The organism is Gordonia sp. N1V (genome assembly GCF_029269935.1).
Taxonomy (GTDB): domain Bacteria; phylum Actinomycetota; class Actinomycetes; order Mycobacteriales; family Mycobacteriaceae; genus Gordonia; species Gordonia polyisoprenivorans.
On record NZ_JARJDD010000006.1, the window covers coordinates 107,638 to 127,029 of the forward strand.

17 protein-coding genes are annotated in these 19,392 nt (G+C 67.9%); 1 reads left to right on the forward strand and 16 read right to left on the reverse strand.

The annotated features are described in order from the left end of the window. Positions 1–3: 3 nt before the first annotated feature. The 15 genes from P3L18_RS10120 to P3L18_RS10190 all read right to left on the reverse strand — a co-directional run bounded on the left by P3L18_RS10120 (position 4) and on the right by P3L18_RS10190 (position 17,256). Positions 4–933: a hypothetical protein gene (locus tag P3L18_RS10120; RefSeq protein WP_079929511.1), complete on the reverse strand. Its 930-nt coding sequence runs from the start codon at positions 931–933 to the stop codon at positions 4–6. Next, a complete protein-coding gene (locus tag P3L18_RS10125) occupies positions 933–1,943 on the reverse strand; it encodes a ScbA/BarX family gamma-butyrolactone biosynthesis protein (RefSeq protein ID WP_079929510.1) in 1,011 nt (336 codons plus the stop codon). The genes P3L18_RS10120 and P3L18_RS10125 overlap by 1 nt, the downstream gene beginning before the upstream one ends. Continuing rightward, entirely contained in the window at positions 1,940–2,914 is a 975-nt protein-coding gene (locus P3L18_RS10130; RefSeq protein WP_276114006.1) for a nucleoside-diphosphate kinase, read from the reverse strand. Before P3L18_RS10130 ends, P3L18_RS10125 begins: the two co-directional genes overlap by 4 nt. Beyond that, positions 2,911–4,014: an SDR family oxidoreductase gene (locus P3L18_RS10135; protein WP_276114007.1), complete on the reverse strand. Its 1,104-nt coding sequence runs from the start codon at positions 4,012–4,014 to the stop codon at positions 2,911–2,913. The genes P3L18_RS10130 and P3L18_RS10135 overlap by 4 nt, the downstream gene beginning before the upstream one ends. Continuing rightward, positions 4,011–4,346, reverse strand: coding sequence for an acyl carrier protein (locus P3L18_RS10140; RefSeq protein WP_276114008.1), 336 nt, complete (start codon positions 4,344–4,346; stop codon positions 4,011–4,013). The genes P3L18_RS10135 and P3L18_RS10140 overlap by 4 nt, the downstream gene beginning before the upstream one ends. Continuing rightward, positions 4,343–7,837: an AMP-binding protein gene (locus tag P3L18_RS10145; protein WP_276114009.1), complete on the reverse strand. Its 3,495-nt coding sequence runs from the start codon at positions 7,835–7,837 to the stop codon at positions 4,343–4,345. Before P3L18_RS10145 ends, P3L18_RS10140 begins: the two co-directional genes overlap by 4 nt. Beyond that, positions 7,830–10,688, reverse strand: a complete 2,859-nt coding sequence (locus P3L18_RS10150; protein WP_276114010.1) for a phosphoenolpyruvate synthase — start codon at positions 10,686–10,688, stop codon at positions 7,830–7,832. The genes P3L18_RS10145 and P3L18_RS10150 overlap by 8 nt, the downstream gene beginning before the upstream one ends. Positions 10,689–10,946: 258 nt before the next feature. Beyond that, entirely contained in the window at positions 10,947–12,182 is a 1,236-nt protein-coding gene (locus P3L18_RS10155; RefSeq protein WP_276114011.1) for a crosslink repair DNA glycosylase YcaQ family protein, read from the reverse strand. A gap of 1 nt (position 12,183) precedes the next feature. Further along, positions 12,184–12,678: a dihydrofolate reductase gene (locus P3L18_RS10160; RefSeq protein WP_276114012.1), complete on the reverse strand. Its 495-nt coding sequence runs from the start codon at positions 12,676–12,678 to the stop codon at positions 12,184–12,186. 60 nt (positions 12,679–12,738) lie between these two features. After that, entirely contained in the window at positions 12,739–13,572 is an 834-nt protein-coding gene (locus tag P3L18_RS10165) for a thymidylate synthase (RefSeq protein WP_014359796.1), read from the reverse strand. A 52-nt stretch (positions 13,573–13,624) separates the two neighbouring features. Then, positions 13,625–14,830, reverse strand: a complete 1,206-nt coding sequence (locus P3L18_RS10170) for a PQQ-dependent sugar dehydrogenase (RefSeq protein ID WP_276114013.1) — start codon at positions 14,828–14,830, stop codon at positions 13,625–13,627. Between the two features lie 48 nt (positions 14,831–14,878). Next, complete coding sequence (locus tag P3L18_RS10175) at positions 14,879–15,334, reverse strand: NAD(P)H-dependent oxidoreductase (protein ID WP_006371383.1); 456 nt, start codon at positions 15,332–15,334, stop codon at positions 14,879–14,881. Next, the gene (locus P3L18_RS10180; protein WP_276114014.1) at positions 15,334–15,876 is read right to left on the reverse strand and encodes a hypothetical protein; all 543 of its coding nucleotides are present in this window, start codon (positions 15,874–15,876) and stop codon (positions 15,334–15,336) included. The genes P3L18_RS10175 and P3L18_RS10180 overlap by 1 nt, the downstream gene beginning before the upstream one ends. A gap of 11 nt (positions 15,877–15,887) precedes the next feature. Further along, positions 15,888–16,640 carry a 4-hydroxy-tetrahydrodipicolinate reductase gene (dapB, locus tag P3L18_RS10185; RefSeq protein ID WP_006371381.1) on the reverse strand — a complete coding sequence of 251 codons (753 nt, stop codon included), beginning with the start codon at positions 16,638–16,640 and terminating at the stop codon, positions 15,888–15,890. Between the two features lie 136 nt (positions 16,641–16,776). Beyond that, positions 16,777–17,256 carry an Lrp/AsnC family transcriptional regulator gene (locus P3L18_RS10190; protein WP_014359793.1) on the reverse strand — a complete coding sequence of 160 codons (480 nt, stop codon included), beginning with the start codon at positions 17,254–17,256 and terminating at the stop codon, positions 16,777–16,779. Between the two features lie 191 nt (positions 17,257–17,447). Here P3L18_RS10190 and ald point away from each other — a divergent pair, with 191 nt between their 5' ends. Continuing rightward, the gene (ald, locus tag P3L18_RS10195; RefSeq protein WP_276114015.1) at positions 17,448–18,563 is read left to right on the forward strand and encodes an alanine dehydrogenase; all 1,116 of its coding nucleotides are present in this window, start codon (positions 17,448–17,450) and stop codon (positions 18,561–18,563) included. A 140-nt stretch (positions 18,564–18,703) separates the two neighbouring features. Here ald and P3L18_RS10200 read toward each other — a convergent pair whose 3' ends face one another. Next, positions 18,704–19,372: a GAP family protein gene (locus P3L18_RS10200; protein ID WP_276114016.1), complete on the reverse strand. Its 669-nt coding sequence runs from the start codon at positions 19,370–19,372 to the stop codon at positions 18,704–18,706. Positions 19,373–19,392: the final 20 nt, after the last annotated feature.

Here is a 19,392-nt window from a genome sequence, read left to right on the forward strand (position 1 = left end):
ACCTCATCCCGTCGGGGTGGCCAGCGCCGCGCCGATGACCGCGAGGTAGACGGTCAGGACGTACACCGCGGCGGGTACGGGCGGATACCCGTCGTGGCGCGAACGCAGCCACACCACCGCGGCCCCGACCGGGACGACGGCGAGAACCACTGCCGCCCAACCGAAGAGGGCGCCGACGCCATCGAATCGCCACGGCGTCCAGATGGCCAGGACCGCGACCGTCGTCAGGGCGACGAAGCCCATCGAGACACCGACCGCGCCGGCGGCACCGAGCGGATTCGAGTAGTACATCTCACCGGGTCGCGGCCGGCAAGAGATTTTCCGCGCGAACTCGAACTGCAGGAACGACCCGGCCATCAGCACCGCGACCCACGCCGTCGACCATGCTGCGCCCACCTGTCCGGTGTCGACCGCCGAGGCGATGACATACGCCGCCAACACCAGTTGCACCGGGTAGGTGACGGCGAGATTGCCGAGCACCGACCGCCGCAGCGCAGGCCACACCGTCTCGGCGGCCCACAGACCGAGTCCGTAGGCGAGCACCGCCGCGATCGCGATCGCCGAGCCCACACCCGCCGTCCCGGACAGCACCACCACGACCACCCCGAGCATGAGCATCGCGACGCGCAGGTCGGTGGCGGTGACCGCACCGGTCACCAGCGGCCGGTCCGGGTGGTACACACGGTCGTAGTCGAGGTCCTTCTGTTCGTCGACCATCCGCAGGAACAGCAGAACGAGCACCACGACCACCACGCGCACGACCGTTGCCGCTCCGGGCTCCCAACGCACACCGCTGAGCCGGGCCGCAGTCCCTTCGGCCGCGAGCACCCACAGGACCCCGAAGAGCAGATATTGCGGCTTGAACATCACCGCGGTGAATCGGGCGATGCGCGCAACCGAGACCGACGACGCCCGAAGGGTTTCGGTCACCATCACGTCCCGATCACCACACCCAGCCGGACCTCGGCGCACGCGGTGCCGCCCTGCTCGATCGTCACCAGCACCGAGATTGCCGCTCCGGGGTCGGCCGGGTCGTGCCCATGATCTGTACATGCATGGTCTGTACGTGCGATGCACCTCGCCGGCCGATCGAGTTCGACGAACCGGCCGAACGAACTCCGGACCGCCGCGATCCGCACGTCCGTACCGACATGAGCAAGCGCGATCTGTCGCGCCGCTTCCAGCAGCAGGGTGCCCGGCACGTGGTCGAGTTCGTGATCGAACAAGCCCGGGTGGGCGGTGTCGACGACGAGTTCGCCCCGCGTCTCGTGGCCATCCCGCGCGCGCACCCCGACCACGACGTTGCGCGGGTCGAAGCGGCCGACGACGTGTGGATGTGCCGGCTCGGCCACGTGGACGCGCCCGCGTTCCGCACCGCCGCGCGCCTGCGCGCGCAGGGCCGACCACTGCGCACGGGTCGTCCAGGAGAACGACCCGTCCACGGTCATCAGTGGCGCACCGTCGGCCGAGATCGCCAGCACCATGTCGAGTCCGATCAGCCGGTCGGCGACCACATGGCGGGCGCCGATGCCGACGGAGATGTCGACGTCTGCGGGCCGGGATCCCGGCCGCCACGCCCCGTCGTCAACAGGTGCGTCGGCGACGCCGTTGAAGGTGCGGACCAGGAACGCGCTGTCGAGCGGCACGTCGAAGAACTGGTGGGTCACCGCGATCGCGGCCTGCCGCGCGGTTTCCATCACCAACAACGGGTCATGACGACCCGCCTGCGGCCCACGGTGATCCCCGAAGTAGGCGTGCATTCGCGGAAGCTGCGCACCGACGCGGAATTCGTCGTCGCCGAGATCCGGCTGCGCGCGCGACAACGACGTGACGAACACCTCCGAGACGGAACACCGATGAACGAGTTCGCGCGGAATCGTCTGACTGTGGAAGGTGGGCGCCACGGTGAGATGGTCCGGGGCCGGTGTCATGTGCGTGGTCATCTGCACTCCCGTCGGGTCGGGTCGGATGTCATGGGCAGAATGTGGGAGCCGAGCACGATCACCGACCACGGGTCCAGGTCGATCCCGTTCGCCCAGGCGCTGCGCAGCATGTCGGCACAGAGCCGGTCATCGGTGAGGTGGGGCCCCGGGGGCGCGAGACGTGCAGCAGCAGCATTCATCTGGGCGGCGACCCGCTCGGCGGCCACTGCCCGCCCGAACTCACGCGACGGCGTCTGCGAATACAGTTCCCCAGCCAACGCCGCCACCCGCTCGGCGACGTCGACACCACCGTCGATCACATCCCGCAGGCACGCTGCGCGCGCGGGTTCGTCGAGCATGATCGCCCATTCCCGCAACACCTCGACGGGCGTGTCGGGTGTATGCACGAGATTCAGCAGGTAGCTGCGGTGACCGAGCGCATGCCGCAGCTCACCCGGGGCACCCGCGGTCGGATCGGTGGGTCCCTTCTCCCGCGTCAGCCGCACCGTCGCCGATTCTCCGCCGACAGCGCCCGCAGAAACGCCGACAGCGCCGTCCGCGGCACCGACAGCGCTGTGGTCGTCGGTGACGAGAAGGACCATGGAGTCGCACATCTCGACCAGGAGGTCGGCCAGTCGGCGACGCTCGACCGACGCCCGCGCCCACGAGGTCTGCCACAACGCCCTCGCGAGGTGGCGTCCCGACTCGACCCGTGCGGCGTGCAGGATTCGCCACCGATGCGCGGCCAGCCACTCGAGCGTCGGCGCGACGCCACGGGCCACCACGGCGTCGGGTTTGAGGAGCAGCAGTGAGCATCGGGTGGCAAACCAGTCTGCCTCCACACCCATCCGATCGAGATGCTCGATCGCCTCGAGCACGTAGGTGTCGCCGAGGTGGGTCGACAGGTCGGCGCCGTCGACGCCGATCCGGGTGAGCAGATCGGCGGTCATGGGGGTCGTCGCGTGGTGCGCGCGCTCGGTCTTCACGGTCATCGAGCACCACCGAGGCCGGCGAGGACGGTCTCCACGTCTGGCAGTGGCGCACCGAGGTAGCCGATGTCGAGGCAATGGTCGAGAAGCAATCGCAAGTAGTCGGGTCCACATTCCGGTGCCGGCCGCCCCAGGACAGTCTCGGCGATGCAGGTCGAGAAGGTCTGCCGCCGTTGGAAGTAGCTGGTGTAGAGCGAGCCGACCCGGCGGAAGTACTCGCGTTCGATCACCTCGAGTGCATCGGGATCGAAGGTGGCATCCGGGACGAAGGTGGCCACATGGAAGGAGGGATACTCGGCCAGGACGTCGGAGAGCTCCCGCAGGGTCACCGGCCGAGAGCTCAACGCGTGCAGTACCTTTCCGTCGAGATCGGCGGCGTGGCACGTGGCGGCGGTGACGATGTCGGCGACGTGATCGACCGGCGCGAGCGACAGTGTGGCGTCGTAGCGTCCCGGCAGCGTGCGCAGTTTGCCCTCGACCATGAGTTTGACGACGGTGTAGAGGTTCTTGTGGTCCCGGATGGCACCGTCGGTACTCACGCCGGTCACGATCCCGGGCCGGACCGTCACCGCGCGCAACCCATCGGCGCGGGCCCGTTCGACGAGCTTCTCGGCATCGAATTTGCTCTTCTCGTAGCGGGTTCCGAACACCTGACCGACGTCGAGCTCGTCCTCGGCGATCGTGCCGCCCCGCATGCCGCAGACATAGGCGGTCGACACGTGCACCAACGGGACGTCCCAGGCGCGGGCAAGGTCGACGGCGTGCGCGGTGCCGCCCACATTGAGTTGCGCGTAGTCCTCCTCGGCGGCATCGAAGGCGGTGGTCGCCGCGCAGTGCACGATCGTCGATACCCGACCGGCCAGCGAATCGGCCCGGGCGGTCACCGCGGGACCGAATCCACCGAGTCGCACGTCACCGGTGATCGTGTCGGAAATGGTCACGGGTGCACCGTCGTTGGCGATCAGTGAGTCGGTGCGATGGGTCACGCCGATCACCGGCCGGCCCGACGCCTCGAGTCTGCGGCACACCTCGGTACCGACCAGGCCCGCAGCGCCGGTCACCAGGATGTGATCACGCCGGCGCCGACCATGTGACGGGGTCATCGGCCTTCTCCTCTACCGTCGGTGCTGATCCGGCGACTATCGTCGGTGCTGATCCGGCGACTATCGTCGGGGCCGATCTGGCGGCGGATGAGGGCCTCGACATCGCCTACCCGGCGCACGCCGGCGAGTTCGGCGGGCGGTAGGGGCGGCAGGCCGAACGCTCTCTCCAGGGCGATGGTGAGCTCGATGAGCCGGACGGATTCGTATCCGAGGTCCTCGCGGAGGCGATCGGTTGCCGCCGGCGCATCCGCGGGCGGGTTCGGCGCCATCGCGACCACGATCCGTCGGACCTGGTGGTCCGGGCCCGCGTTGTGCTGCTCATCGACGCTCATCGGGCGCCACCCCCGATCGGTGTGGACGGTGCCGGCGGGGCGTCGGCGACCGGATGTGGTTGTCCGCCTCCGCTGTTCATCAGATCGGCGGCCTCGGCCAGCGGCAACCGAACCTCCAGGTGAGTGCCCAGGCGAACCCAGTCGTAGGCGATCTCGAGGGTGCGGCGCCATTGGTCGCGGGAGTCGAAGGAGGCCGGGAAGTCACTGCCGACGAGCGCCCGGACCGCGCCGAGGAGTCCGTCGAGTACCTCGAGTTCGGCGAGTCCGTCGCCGCCCGAGGACAAGATGTCGTCGAATCGGAAATGGGCGGCCCGCTCGATGACGGTGAGTGTCGAGGGTTCGATCATCGGGCTCGGCAGGATCCTGCGGAGCGTGGCTGCCGGAGTGACATCGGGAGGTAGAGGATGAACTCCCCACGCCGAGAGCACCATTCGGGCGATCATTGCGATCAGGCGTGGCGCTGCAACATCGGCCACACCGCCCTGCCCGCTCTTGAGGGCGCCGACGAGGTCCTCCCGCGCGTTCTCGGCGACGATGTTGGCCCAGGTGAGTTGTAAGCCGGCCGAGGCGAATCGCTCTGCGGGCAACGGCGAGAGCACGGCAACGCCCTCCCTCGGCGGGGCGACCGCCCCACCCAGTCCGACGATCGGACCGCTCGTGGCCGGCGGTGGTGTGTACGGTTCGGAGACCTCGCACATCGCGATCGCCGGCCGGATGGGCCCGGCGCCTGCCCAGTCCACTCCGACGACACCGAGTCGAAGGAACTCGACGAGGTACTCCGCGACCGGGCGGTGCTCCGCCTGCCCGGCACGGTCACCGCGGTCGCAGATCTCGAGCACCGGACGACGGAACACCATCTGCCGCCACGCTTGTGCCGCGGGGTCGGAGAGCACGAAGACGTCCCGCACACCACGCACCACGTGCACACGCGAACCGATGGTCCACGTCGTCACACCGGGAACACGTGCGAGCCGAAGCTGCCGCGCATCCGTCCACTCGTTCGCGTCGATTCCGATCTCCGCGAGCAGGTCGGTGGCCGTCACCCACCAGGAGCCGGTCGAGTCGGCGTCAGGCGTGGGCGGTGTCGTCGCAGCGGTCCACCGTTCGGTCATCCTCTCGTCGTCGATCCGATCGAGCTGTCGGGGAAGCCATTTGGTCTCCACGTAGGTTTCGCCGCGCTCGGCGCACCATGCCTTGGCCGCCTGAACGAGTGCATCACGCATCCACCCGATCGCTTCGTCGTCGGCACCGAGGGTCCGCAGAGTGGTGACGTGCCGCAGCACCGCCACCGCGCGATGGCGCCACCATCGCGCCATCACCTCACCGAAACGGCGGTGGTCGATGATCCCCCGCAGCTCGTCGAGGTCGACGAGGGCGCTCGTACGAATCGTGGTCGAGCGCAGGAATCGTTGGCACCGGTTGAGTAGATCCTCGTCGAGCTCGGAGACGGTGCCGGTGGCCAGATGATCGGCGACCGTCTCCAAGTGGTGGCGCAGCTGGGCGAGCGAACGGGTGCGCACCTCGAGGCGGCGGCCGTCACCGAACAGGACCGTCGGCAGCGTCGGCAATTCTTCGTCGCCGCCCGCCACGACGAGGAAATCGACGTCGGAGCCTTCGTTGCCGAATCCCTCAGCGAGTGACCCCTCGAACACGATCGCACAGTTGTCGGGGACGACGACCGAGTCTAGTGCGGTATCGAGGAGTTGGGCCACGCGCTGCGCGGGCAGCGTCGGAACGGCCCGGTCGTCGGCGGTCTCCCGGGCCGACGCGACGGTGCTCGCAGAGGCGGCACTCGCGGTGCCGTCGACCTCATGCACCACGGCGTCGGTCATCTCCCCGGCGGTGAACATCTGCCACATGTGGCGCCGGCGCGGCTTTCCGCTCGAGGTGCGCCGGATCAGGCCGCGCCCGCCGGTGATGACGGTGACCGTCTGAGCGGGCCCGAGTTGCCCGCGAATAACGGTGCGGGCGTGGGAGATCCATTCTCCCGGCGCGGTCTCGGCGAACAGTGCGACGCCTTGGGACCCGGCATCGGTGATCGCCACCGCCGCCAGTTTGCCCTTGGTGATCCCGCATTCGACCGACACCGTCGATTCGACATCCTCCATGAACACCGAGCGGCCCCGCACCTTCAGGCTCGATCCCATCCGACCGAGGACATAGAGCTCTGCGTTGTGCAGGAATCCGGCATCGCCGGTGTGGAGCACACCGTCGGTGATGTGGGTCGAACCGGCCGGTGACCCGGCGAGATAGCCGCGGGCGACGGAGCCACCGCGGACCGTCACCTCACCGAGCACCCCGTCGGGCACCGGCCGACCGTCGTCGTCGACGACGGCGACCTCGGAGTCAGGGGTCGAACACCCCAGGCCGGCAATCCATCCCGATCCCGGATACTCGGCATCGACGTCGAACACCGCACATCTGCCCATGTCGACCGGCTCCCCGAACCGAAGTGGCGAGGCCGGTCGGAGCAGTGTGATCGGTCGGTCGCGCCTCGAGGAACTGACCATCAACGTCGATTCGGCGAGTCCGTAGGCCAGGGTGATCGCGGCCGGGTCGAAGCCCTGTGGGGCGACAAGGCGGCAAAACGATTGCAGATCCGACAGTTCCACCGGCTCCGAACCGACCGCGAGGGTGCGCCATCCCGATAGGTCGAGACGGTCGATGTCGTCGGGGCGAATACGGTGGGCCAGGTAACCCAAGGAGAACGACGGGGACGGTGTGTGGCGGGCGATCTCCATCGCGCGCAGCCAGCGCGCCGGATCACGCACGAACTGGTCGGGTCGCATCAGGTACAGATCTTCCTGATTGGTGACCGTGGTGAGGAAGCCACCGACCAGTCCCATGTCGTGGTAGAGGGGAAGCCACGACGCCATCGGTTCGTCGGCACGCCAGCACAGCAGGTCGGTGATCATCGCGGTGTTGGTCGCGAGATTGGGCCAGGAGATCTCGACCCCGCGCGGTATGCCGGTGGATCCGGAGGTGAACTGCAGCAGAGCGCATTCGGTCGTCGGCGCGAGGTCGTCGAGCGGCGTGGCGTCCGAGCCGGCGGCGCCCACCTCCATGACCGGGACGTCGAGTCCCGCCGCGGACACGGCGTCGGTCACCAGTGGTGTGAGACCGGGTGCGGTCACGACGAGAGCGGGAGCGGCCTGGGCGAGGATGGCCGCGGCGTGCGCGGTGTACTCGTCGAGGTCGGCAAAGGTCGGCGGGGTGATCGGTGTGAAGACCGCGCCGCACGCCCAGACCGCGTAGAACGCTGCCGCGCAGGTGACATCGGTGGGCAGGATCACGCACACTCCGTCACCGGCGCGTACCGCGTGCTCGCGCATGGCACTGGCGATGCGTAACGCTCGCCCGGCGATGTCGGTGTAGGAGTAGAAGATCCACCCGCCGTCCTCATCGGCGAGGTGGATGCCCTTGTCCGGTGCGGGGTCGCGCAGCCATCCACGGATGATCTCGGGTGCGTCGCGGCCGGTTCGATCACGCATGGTCGGGGGTCCTCTCGAGTCGCGCCCCGTCCGGGGTGGCGGTGGCCGACGATGGCGGGTCGTCGGGTGCGGTATCGGTCGATTGCGGCGCATCCGTCACGACCGTCACGGTTCCCGCGGTGCCGTCGACGCGTACGTGCATCCCGCTGCGCAGCAACGCCGTCGCGTCACGAAGTTGCACCACGGTCGGAATGCCGAGTTCGCGGGCGACGATGGCCACGTGGGTCAGCGGACTACCGCGTTCGATGACCAGCGCCGAGGCGGACGGCAATGCGGCCACCCACCCGGGGTCGGTGCGATAGGCGACGAGAATGCCTCCGTCGACGCCGATCGGCTCGGTCACCACGTGGGCGGTCGCCTCGGCGGTACCCGCACACGACGGTGTGCCCACGAGCACCGATCCCGCAGGCGCAGCAGCGATCTCGGCCACGGGCGTCCAGCCCTGCGCGGCAAGTGCCGCGTCGTCGAGATGCTGTCCGAGGGTCTCGAAGCGTTCCGGCGCGATCAGGGTCGAGTCGGCGTGGCGGGCCGCTCTGCGTGCGCACACCATGGCCGCTACATCGTCGGGTGGGCCCGATTCGTAACATTCGCGGAGTTCGGTGACGGTCAGCTCGAAGACCTCGGTGAAGTCGCTGAGCACGCCGCGCTCGGCGAGATCGCGCCCCATCACGCGCATCAACCGTTTGACCATGCCGAAAGCCCTTGTGCGAGCGAATCGCAGACGCTCACGATGCGCGGCGCACCGGGACAGCTTGCCGCGCAGCGCGTCATATGTGCGCCGACGTAGTCCGTGTAGATGGGCATCGAGGTACTGCTGGGCCGACTCCGGCGGCGCGGTAGCGGAACGCGTGGCCGGATCCAAATGCATGGCCGGGTCGGGAGGTGCGGCCGATTCCGTGCCGCGCGCGAGTGCGCTGCGCAGCATGACGAACAACGACGACGGATCCTCACGCAGATCGGGGACCTCGAGCTTCAGTTCGTCGAGGCTCCGGTACCCGTAGCGCTGCAGGTAGTTCTCCACCGCTGCGGCGATCACATCGTGGCCGCCCTCGTGCAGGGCGCGGCGAATCGATGCGGGGTGGGTGGTGGTGACGAGTTCGCGGACGCCGGGGTCCGCGGACACCACTTCGGCGAGTGCGGTCATCGCCCGGGCCGGTTCGGCGGACTCGACATCGGCACCTGGTCCGACGACGGCGTAGAGGAACCATTCGGGTGCCCTGGGCAGGAAGATCTTGGTCAACAGATACATCGCACCGGTCAGGGTGAGCAGGATCGCGTCGAGAACCATCAGCGGGCCCCATCGGCGAACCAGATCGCCCTCCACCTCGCGGTAGGTGCGATAGGCCTGTTCACCGGTCATGGTGTCCACATCGAGGTTCTCGAAGCGGTCGTAGACGCGATAGAACTCCGTGAGGAAGTCCTCGACGAGGTCGTCGATGTCGCGCATCCTACGGAGGTACACCGCCGTGGTGACCGCTCGCACGACGAGCCGCCGGATCGGGTTGGCCAGGGAGTACGGCTTGAGCGTTCGCGCCAGGTCCTTGTCGAGTGGTTGGGCGACGCCGAGCGCGGCCTCGAGGACCTTGCGGTTGAGGGCGTGCCCCGGCGCGATGCCGACCATGCGGTACCAGTGGAGCAGGTTGTAATACACACGTCCGTGAAAACTGCCCAGCATCACCGGCGTCCAGGTGTCGATCTGGGCGAGGGCCGCCCGCGGCAGGCGCATCGATTCGGCGTAGCCGCGGTAGACGCGACCGTAGATGTCGGCGGCGGTGGTGTAGGTCAGGGGCGAGGTGATCCCGTTGAAGCTCTCGATGATGTTGGAGTTGTCCCAGATTCGCAGATCGTCGTCGGCCACGCACTCGCCCGCACCGCGGATCAGCCAGTCCGACGCCGGTCTCGACGAAGGCGCGGCGGTGGCCACGGTGGTGATCGGGCGGGCCTGCAGGAACCACAGGCCCCCACCGTCGAGGGCCCATTCGATGTCCTGGGGCGCGCCGATGGCCTCCTCGATCCGCTCGGCGGTCGCGACGAGTTCCTGTATCTGGCCGGCGGTCAGGGCCGCGCGTCGTCGGTCGGCGTCGTCGACGCCGATGGTCGCGATGCCACCGCCGGGCACGGTGACGACCCGGGAGTCCTTGTCCCCGATGGTCGTGGCGCGCACCGAGCCGTCGGAACCGACGATGACGGTGTCGGCGTCGACGGCGCCGGAGACGAGTCCCTCCCCGAGTCCGTACACCGCGCTGACGACCATCTCGTCGCGGGCACCGGTCGTGGGGTTGGCGGTGAACACGACTCCACTGGTCAACGGATCGAGCTGTCTCTGCAGCACCACGGCGATCGCATCCGCCTCGCGGACCCCGTGTGCCCACCTGTAACTGAGCACCCGCGGCGCGTACGCCGACGCCCAACATTGACGCACCCGGAGCGAGATATCCTGTGTTCCAGTGATATTGAGATATGTTTCGAACTGGCCGGCGTAGGAGAGGTCCGCGCCGTCCTCGGCCGCCACCGACGACCGCACCGCCACCGGTCCGCGGCCGAGTCGCGACCATGCCGCGTCGATCGTGTCGTCGATGTCGTCGGGCGTCGACGACGACAGGACGCGCTCGCGCAATTCTGCCGCGTACCGCTGGGCGGTGCGTTCATCCTCGGCCGAGTTCACCAGATACCTCAGGTCGGTGAGACCTGTTTCCTGCACATACTTTTCGAACAGATCAGCGCCGAGCACCACCCATTCCGGTACAGCCACGCCGACCTCGGCCAGCAATGCCAGCCCACGCGCTTTCCCGCCGGGGTCTCCGGCGACCATCTGCGTATCGCCCGGTCGATGCAATGCCGGTCGATGCATTGGCGGCCGATCCCCTGCTGTCTGATCCGCTGCCGTCCGATCCAATGGCTCCACACCAGCTCCTCTGTCGGGTTGGGCCTGTCGTCACCCTGTGCCTGAACGGACGGCATCGCAACCCTGCGACGATCCGCACCAACTCATCAACGCTCGCGAATGAGTGCCACGAGCGACGCTTTTTCGCCGTCCTCGCCGATGAGCGCGACTTGTGGTGGTTATCGGGAACCCTGTCGAGGCGTTACTTTGCGCAGTTCTGGCTTGTCAGTCGAAGAGATGACGTAGCGTGTCGGCAAGGTCCCCGCGGGAACCGATCTCGACCGACTCCATCCCGAGCCAGTCGGCCAACACCTGCAGGTCGCGTCGCAATGCCGACGCGATCTCCGAAAGACGTTGCCCAGCCTCGGAAAATACTCCCGGAACCATCAGCACCCCGCGCTGCCGATCGGCCTTGAGATCGACGCGCGCCACGATCTCGTCGCCGAGCAGGTACGGGTGGACGTAATACCCGTGCACGCGTTTGTGTTCGGGAACGTAGATCTCGATTCGATAGTGAAAACCAAAGATTCGTTCGGTGCGAGGCCGGAAGAACACCAGCGGATCGAACGGGGACAGAATGGCTCCCCGTTCACGATTGGCTGTGCGAACCCGGGCGGGAACCGTTGCAGCGGTGTGGAGGTACGCACCATCGCGCCACCCGTCCACCGAAACCGGTTGCAGGACACCGGAGTCGATCAGGTCGGCGATAGCGGGCCGCACGTCTGCGGTCTTGAGCCGGTAGTAGTCGGCGAGGTCGGCGACGGTGGCCACCCCCAAGGCCGATGCTGCACGCCTCACGAGTTCGCGGTGCGCGTCGTCCCGCTCGACACGACGGTCCACTCGATCGGCGCCGACGACCCGCTCGGCAAGGTCGTAGTGACGTCCGAAGACGTCGTCGCGGGTCGCGGCGAACTCACCGGAGGCGAACATCGCCTCGCAGAGGTGTTTGACCTCACCGCGGTTCCACCAGCCGCCCGCGGCCTGTGGTGCGCGCTCGATTCCGAGGACTTCTTCGATGCGCCGCGGGGTCACCGGCCCGGTCTCGGCGATCACTGCGCGCACGTCGTCGGCGAGTTCACGGTTGCGACGCATGGTGTCTCGCGTGTGACGGTAGCGTCCGTCGCGGTACTCGGCCATCCGGAACCCGAACAGCGGCCAATCGTCGACGGGGATGAGCGCGGCCTCGTGCGCCCAGTATTCGGTCAACAAACGGCGCCCACGCCCGGGCCGCCAGGCGGCCCGATCGAGCAGTGCCTGATCGTAGGGGCCGAGCCGACTGAAAAGCGGCAGATAATGCGCCCGCACTGCGATGTTGACCGAGTCCATCTGAAACAGCTTGGTGCGCGCCACGACTCGTTCGACAAGCCGCATGGTGACGGCACCAGTCGGCGGCCGGTCGGAAAATCCCTGTGCCGTCAGCGCGATGCGGCGGGCCTGAGCCGTGGTGAGGGCGGCGGCCACGTCAGGACGTGTGCCGCACGTAGTCGACGAACCGATAGAACGTCCCGGTGCTCGACTGCGCCCAGTCGGTCTCGGTCGTCGTGTGCCACCTCTCGTCGATCACCGGGGCGAACGCATCGGCACCGGTGACCAGCATGTCGATCTCGGTGACCCGCAGGTGAGTCGCGTGGTCCATTGCGGCCGTGTAGATCTCTCCGCCGCCCATCACCACCGCGTCGGAGCCGGCGAACTGCAGCGCTTCGGTCACCGTGTGGACCACCTCGGCGCCTTCGGGGCGATAGGTCTGCGAGCGGGTGATCACGATGTTGCGCCGACCGGGCAGTGGCCGGAAACGCTCGGGCAGTGACTCCCAGGTCTTGCGTCCCATCACGACCGCGTGCGAGCCGGTGACCTCGCGAAACCGTGACATGTCCTCGGGCACACGCCACGGGATGGTGTTGTCGCGGCCGATCGCGCCGACCCGATCCTGCGCCCAGATGAGTGTGATGCCGCCCATGAACCCAGGATAATGGCCACCTCCGACATTGCCGTTCGCGGCACCTCAGGCCACGACAGGTCAGACCGCCACCGGCGCCTTGATGCCCGGGTGCGACCGGTAGCCGACGACGGCGACATCGTCGAAGTCGTAGTCGAAGATCGAATCCGCTTTGCGCAACGCGAGTGTCGGGTATGGGTAGGGCTCCCGCGACAGCTGGCGGGTCACCTGCTCGACGTGGTTGTCATAGATGTGGCAGTCGCCGCCGGTCCAGACGAATTCGCCGACGTCGAGGTCGGCCTGCTGGGCCATCATGTGGGTCAGCAGGGCGTAGGACGCGATGTTGAACGGCACGCCGAGGAACAGGTCGGCGCTGCGCTGATACAGCTGGCACGAGAGCTTGCCGTCGGCGACGTAGAACTGGAAGAACGCGTGGCAAGGCGGTAGCGCCATCTGCGGGATCTCCCCGACGTTCCAGGCCGAGACGATGTTACGGCGCGAGTCCGGGTTGGTCCGCAGCATGTCCAACGCGGCCGAGATCTGATCGATGTGTTCCCCCGACGGTGTCGGCCAGCTGCGCCACTGGACTCCGTAGACAGGGCCGAGATCACCGTTGGCGTCGGCCCATTCATCCCAGATGCTGACCCCGCGGTCCTGCAGCCATCGCACGTTGGAGTCTCCGCGCAAGAACCAGAGCAACTCGTAGACGATCGACTTGAGATGCACCTTCTTGGTGGTGATCAGCGGGAATCCCGCGGCGAGGTCGTAGCGCAACTGATGGCCGAACAGGCTGCGCGTACCGGTTCCGGTGCGGTCGGCCTTCGGGGTGCCGGTGTCGAGCACCAACCGCAACAGGTCCTCGTACGGGGTGGGGATCGTGCCGGTCGGCGCGCTGCCGTGGATCGCCGTGCTCACGGGAGCCAGTGTAGGTGAACCCGGCATGGGTGAACCTGTCCCGGCGCGCCGATCAGCTCGGCCGAACCCGCAGGATCTTGTCGTCCGTGCCGTTGTTGGTGAGCAGCAGCAACGACCCGTCGGCGGCGATCGTCGTCCCGCGCAGCCTGCCGTACTCACCGTCGAGTGCGTCGGCGGTGCGCACGACCCGCCGTCCATCGTCGGAGAGCTGCACGAGGATCAGTCGCTTGCCCTTGAGCGCGGAGATCACCAGGGCACCGTTCCACTGTCCCCAACCGGAATCGGGGAGAAAGGTGATGGCGGGCGGCGCGACCGTCGGCGCACCCGACTTCCACACCGGACCGATGGCACCCGGTACGCGGGGATCGGTCATCACCGCGTCCTCGTCGTTGAGGGGAATTCGCTTGTCGGGGCGGAAACCGTAGTTGCCGCCGGCGGTGAGGAGATTGAGCTCGTCGTCGACATGCGTGCCCTGCTCGATGGAGTACACGCGCCCCGCCGGACCCAGGGCGATGTTCTGAACGTTGCGATGGCCGAGGGTGAAGATCGGGCTGGCGGCGTCGGGATTGCCGGCTGCCGGGCTGCCGTCGGCGTTGATGTGCAAGACCTTGCCGCCCAACGAGGATCGATCCTGGGAGACGGTCGGCAGTCCGGTGTCGCCGGTGCCGATCCAGAGTGTGCCGTCGGGGGCTGCGGTGACACCGCACCCGGCTTCGCGCCCGGCCATCGTGAGCGGGATGCCGGACAGCACGGTGCGTTCCCGCGTCAGCGCCGACCAGTCGGGCGCCACGCGCCAGGCGACGACGCTGTTCACCTGACCGGTGTTGGGCCAGGGCAGTGGCGACCGGATGAGTGACGGCGGAGCGGTGATCCGCCCGGTCGGTGCGGTCACCTCCGACTGGCAGGTGTAGAGGCGTCGGTTGGTGGCGAAGCCCGGATCCAGCGCCATTCCCATCAGCCCGGCCTCGCCGGTGACGAACAGGGTCGACAGGTCTGCCCGCACCGTGTGTGCGCGGCCGTCGGGCGCGACGGCCACGAACCTTCCCGACCGTTCGTTGGTGAGGATGGTTCCGTCCGGCGCCGCGACGACCTCCCACGGAATCCGCAGACCACCGGTGACCGTCTCGACAGCCAGGTCCGGCGCGGGCTCGGCCCGTGCCTCACCCGCCACCACACCGGAACCCACGACGACCGCCCCGAGGCACACCATCGACGTGAACACTCGACCCAGCCACGAACTGCGCAAAGTTCTCGACATGGACATGAGCTTAGGCATACCTATGAATAGCGGCGCAACGAGGGGCTCTCAGCTCTCCATGATCCCGGCGGCCACTGTGGCCCCGAGTTCCCAGCACGCCTCGAGCACCGCCTTGTCGGGCTTGTTCGACGCGATGACGTACTCGGCGGCCTTCGTCCAGCCCAGTCCGGCGGTGATCCGGTCGACCGCGGCTTGCGCCCCCTCGGTGCCCTCGTTGCCGTGCAGGTACAGCCCGAACGGTCGGCCCCGCGTCGAATCGAGGATCTGGTAGTACGAACCGTCGAAGGCGTGCTTGAGAGCACCCGAGATCGAGCCGAGGTTCGCCGGGCTCCCCAATACGTAACCGTCCGCGTCGAGAAAGTCGCTGGCCGACACCGACAGCGCGGCGCGGCGCACCACCTCGACACCGGTGATCTCGGGGTCGGTGGCGCCGGACACGACCGCCTCGAACATCGCCTGACAGTGCGGCGACGGGGTGTGGTGCACGATCAACAGTGTTGCCATCACGTCCGCCCACGGTATTGCGCGACAGCACGTTTCATCATTTCCCGGGCGCGACTCCGGTCCCCGGCGTAGTCATAGGCGCGGGCGATGCGGTAGGTGTTGCGCCAGTCATTCGGGTCGGCCTCCCACTCCTGACGAACCTGCGCGAACAGCGCGTCGGCCGCATCGCGTTCGATGCGGCCGGACGGTCGGCGCGGCATGTCGGAGACGTCGAGCTCCCGCCCCTCCTCGGCGATCGCGCGCGCCAATCGCTGATGCTCGATACCGGCCCGTAAGGTGGCCACGATCATCCAGATCCCCAGGAACGGCAGGATCAGCACGCCGATCCCGATGCCGATGCCGGCCGCGGTCCCGCTGGTGATCAGGTCGACGCCACGCTGCCCGAGCAGCACGAAGTACACGCACATCGCGATGACCAGGAAGGCGATCATCCACACGATCGGACGGGCGTCGCGCTCGCGGATCTTCTTCGACCGGGCGGACGACTGGTCCGCATCCGATCCGGTCGGATCGGGACGGGACGGATCGGGGTCGGGAGCCATGAGCGGCGCCCCTACAGGTCCATGAGGTCGTCGAGACCGACGGTCAGACCCGGCCGCTCGCCGATGCTGCGGACGCCGAGCAGCACACCCGGGACGAACGACGTGCGATCCAGCGAGTCGTGACGAATGGTCAGGGTCTCGCCCTCGGTGCCGAGCAGGACCTCCTGATGGGCGACGAGGCCGGCGAGGCGCACCGAGTGCACGCGCACACCGTCGACCTCGGCACCGCGCGCGCCGTCGAGTTCGGCGGTCGTGGCGTCGGGACTGGGGCCGACGCCGGCGGCCGCACGGGCCTCGGCGATCAACGACGCGGTGCGATAGGCGGTGCCCGAGGGCGCGTCGGCCTTGGCCGCGTGATGCAGTTCGATCACCTCGACGGAGTCGTAGAAGCGGGCCGCCTGTTGGGCGAAGCGCATGCACAGGACCGCACCGATCGCGAAGTTCGGCGCGATGAGCACCCCCACGCCGGGTGCCTCGGCGAGCCATTCGCGTACCTGTGCGAGGCGCTCGTCGGTGAAGCCGGTGGTCCCGACCACGGCGTGAATCCCGTTGCCGATGAGGAACTTCAGGTTGTCCATCACCACGTCGGGATGGGTGAAGTCGACGACGACCTGGGTGTCGGTGTCGGTGAAGAACTCCGGGGCGTCGCCCTTGTCGACGCCGGCGGTATAGGTGAGGTCGTCGGCCGCCTCGATGCCCGACACGATCGCCCTGCCGACCTTGCCGTTGGAGCCGAAGACCCCAACCCTGATGCCCTGCGCCATGTCAGCCTTTCCTCGACGGGTTGCCGCGTACGACCCGATTGGTCCCGCATCAAGTCTATGGGGACGCGTCGACGGGCCCGCTCGCAGGCGCCACGGCCGGTGAACGAGGACGTCGAAATGAGGGTGCGCAGACGGGTCAGTAGATCGGCGCGTCGCCGCGTCGGTGGTCGAAGACCAGTGAGGTGGTCGTGCCCGCGACCTCTCGGCGGGCGTTGAGCATCTCGACGAAGCGACGCAGTTCCTCGGTGTCGGCCGTCGCGACGTGCAGCAGGTAGTCGTCGGAGCCGGCGAGGAAGAACACGTCGATCACCTCGTCGTGGCCGGTGATCTCACCGACGAACTTCCGGATCTGACCGCGGGCATCCGATTGCAGGCTGACCGCGACCATCGCACGCAGCGGGCGACCCACCGCAGCGGGATCGACATCGGCGAAGAACCCGCGGATGACGCCGAGATCCCGCAGTCGTCGGACGCGACCGTGGCAGGTCGATGCGGCGATCCCCACGCGTGCGGCGAGGTCGCTGTTGGTGACCCGGGCGTCGGTCTGCAGGTGCCGCAGCAATTGACGATCGACCTCGTCGAGCTGTGGCCGAACATCCTTCGGCGAGTCGGGCATCAAATACCTCCTGGTCGATGGATCTTCGGCATACCGACGAGTTCAAGAATAATGTTCATGTCACTTGTGTTGATTCCGAAGTTACTTCACTCTTGAGGCTAGTTCATCGAGGAACATTCAGCCACGAGGATTCCTGGTCGACGTTCATCACCGTCGGCGCCACAGACCCCCACCGTCAAGGAGAACCCGTCATGCGTATCGGCATCCCCACCGAGATCAAAAACAACGAGTACCGCGTCGCCGCCACCCCGGCCGGAGTCGCCGAGCTGACCCACCGCGGCCACGAGGTGGTCGTCGAGGCCGGCGCCGGACTCGGATCGGCGATCGCCGACAACGACTTCAAGGAGGCCGGCGCGCAGATCCTCTCGACCGCCGATCAGGTCTGGGACCAGGCCGAGATGATCCTCAAGGTCAAGGAGCCCATCGCCGCCGAATACTCGCGGATGCGCGCCGGGCAAACCCTGTTCACCTATCTGCACCTCGCCGCCAGCCGTCCGTGCACCGACGCGCTGCTCGCGTCGAAGACCACCTCGATCGCCTACGAGACCGTCCGTGCCGCCGACGGCTCGCTCCCGTTGCTGGCCCCGATGAGTGAGGTCGCGGGCCGCCTCGCCCCGCAGGTCGGCGCCTATCACCTGATGCGGTCCGAAGGTGGCCGCGGAGTCCTCATGGGCGGCGTTCCCGGAACCGAACCGGCCGACGTCGTCGTCATCGGCGGTGGGGTCAGCGGCGTCAACGCTGCGACCATCGCCATGGGCATGGGCGCCCAGGTCACCGTCTTCGATCTCGACATCACCAAGCTGCGCGCGATCGACGCACACTTCGGTGGTCGGGTGCACACCCGTTACTCCACGTCGCTGGCCCTGGCCGAGGCGATCAAGCAGGCCGATCTGGTCATCGGCGCGGTTCTCGTCCCGGGCGCCAAGGCCCCGGTCCTGGTACCCAACAGCCTTGTCGCACAGATGAAGCCCGGCTCGGTGCTGGTCGACATCGCGATCGATCAGGGCGGCTGCTTCGAGGATTCACGCCCCACCACCCACGACGATCCGACCTTCACCGTGCACGACAGCGTCTTCTACTGCGTGGCCAACATGCCCGGCACGGTTGCCCGCACCTCGACCCAGGCACTCACCGGCGCCACCCTGCCCTACGTGCTGCGCCTGGCTGACAAGGGATGGGAGGCGGCCTGCCGCGACGACGCCTCGCTGGCCGCCGGATTGTCGACCCACGACGGACACCTCTACACCCCAGAAGTCGGTGCCGCCCTGAACATCCCGGTCACCGCGAATCCGTTCGCCGCGCACTGAGGAGATCACCACACGGTCTCGGCACACCGACGCCTGCGCTCCCTCGATGGGGCGCAGGCGTCGGCGTGAGACCAGGTGCGACCGAACGCTACTCGCGCCGCCATCTCGGTGCGGTGACATCGTCGAGGCCGACACAGACCTCACAGCGCTTCAAGCCCATTGGTGATCACCACGAAGCCGAGCACGATCAGCACCGTGCCGACGATCAGCGCATTGTGCCGGGTGATCAGCGCGTCGAGTCGCGCCAGCGTCGGTTCGGCGCGCTCGCCGGCAATGCTCGTGGCGATTGTCGGCGCGGCCACTGCGAGACTGCCGACGACGACGAACACGACGATCGCGACTGCCTGGGCCCCGACGTCGGCGGTGGCCTCGGCGATCGCGGCGGCCGCCGACACCGTGATGAGCAGGTTCTTCGGATTGAGAGCCGCCAGACCGAATCCCGATGCGGTGGCCTTCGCGGCACCGATCTCCTCGATCATCGAGTACCACCCCGGGACCTCGCTGTCGGCGCCATCGGCCGTCCATACCTTCTGCCACTTGCGGATTCCCCAGCCCAGCAATGCGAGGCCCGCCACCACTCCCACGACGCCCATCGCGGGGCCCGAACCGCCGGAGAGCGAGCCGACGTCGACGATCGCGATGAGAACCACGAGTACCGCGGCGAGACCGGTCAGCCAACCGAGCAGAAAGCACCATCCGATCACGCCCGTGCGTTTGATGACCAGCGCCATGCTCACCATCACCAGTGGCAGGGAGGCCATGAGTAGGGCGACGGCGATCGGCAGGACATCCAGGACGGCGTGTGTCACCCGAGCAATCTAGCCCGACG

Excerpts from the sequence above, each read along its gene's own strand:
- P3L18_RS10130 (WP_276114006.1), bottom strand. The coding sequence starts at position 2,914 with ATGACCGTGAAGACCGAGCGCGCGCACCACGCGACGACCCCCATGACC.
- ald (WP_276114015.1), top strand. The coding sequence starts at position 17,448 with ATGCGTATCGGCATCCCCACCGAGATCAAAAACAACGAGTACCGCGTC.
- P3L18_RS10140 (WP_276114008.1), bottom strand. The coding sequence starts at position 4,346 with ATGAGCGTCGATGAGCAGCACAACGCGGGCCCGGACCACCAGGTCCGA.
- P3L18_RS10120 (WP_079929511.1), bottom strand. The coding sequence starts at position 933 with ATGGTGACCGAAACCCTTCGGGCGTCGTCGGTCTCGGTTGCGCGCATC.
- P3L18_RS10180 (WP_276114014.1), bottom strand. The coding sequence starts at position 15,876 with ATGGCTCCCGACCCCGATCCGTCCCGTCCCGATCCGACCGGATCGGAT.
- P3L18_RS10160 (WP_276114012.1), bottom strand. The coding sequence starts at position 12,678 with ATGGGCGGCATCACACTCATCTGGGCGCAGGATCGGGTCGGCGCGATC.
- P3L18_RS10190 (WP_014359793.1), bottom strand. The coding sequence starts at position 17,256 with ATGCCCGACTCGCCGAAGGATGTTCGGCCACAGCTCGACGAGGTCGAT.
- P3L18_RS10145 (WP_276114009.1), bottom strand. The coding sequence starts at position 7,837 with ATGCGTGATCGAACCGGCCGCGACGCACCCGAGATCATCCGTGGATGG.
- P3L18_RS10125 (WP_079929510.1), bottom strand. The coding sequence starts at position 1,943 with ATGACCACGCACATGACACCGGCCCCGGACCATCTCACCGTGGCGCCC.
- P3L18_RS10135 (WP_276114007.1), bottom strand. The coding sequence starts at position 4,014 with ATGACCCCGTCACATGGTCGGCGCCGGCGTGATCACATCCTGGTGACC.
- P3L18_RS10175 (WP_006371383.1), bottom strand. The coding sequence starts at position 15,334 with ATGGCAACACTGTTGATCGTGCACCACACCCCGTCGCCGCACTGTCAG.
- P3L18_RS10150 (WP_276114010.1), bottom strand. The coding sequence starts at position 10,688 with ATGCATCGACCGGCATTGCATCGACCGGGCGATACGCAGATGGTCGCC.
- dapB (WP_006371381.1), bottom strand. The coding sequence starts at position 16,640 with ATGGCGCAGGGCATCAGGGTTGGGGTCTTCGGCTCCAACGGCAAGGTC.
- P3L18_RS10170 (WP_276114013.1), bottom strand. The coding sequence starts at position 14,830 with ATGTCGAGAACTTTGCGCAGTTCGTGGCTGGGTCGAGTGTTCACGTCG.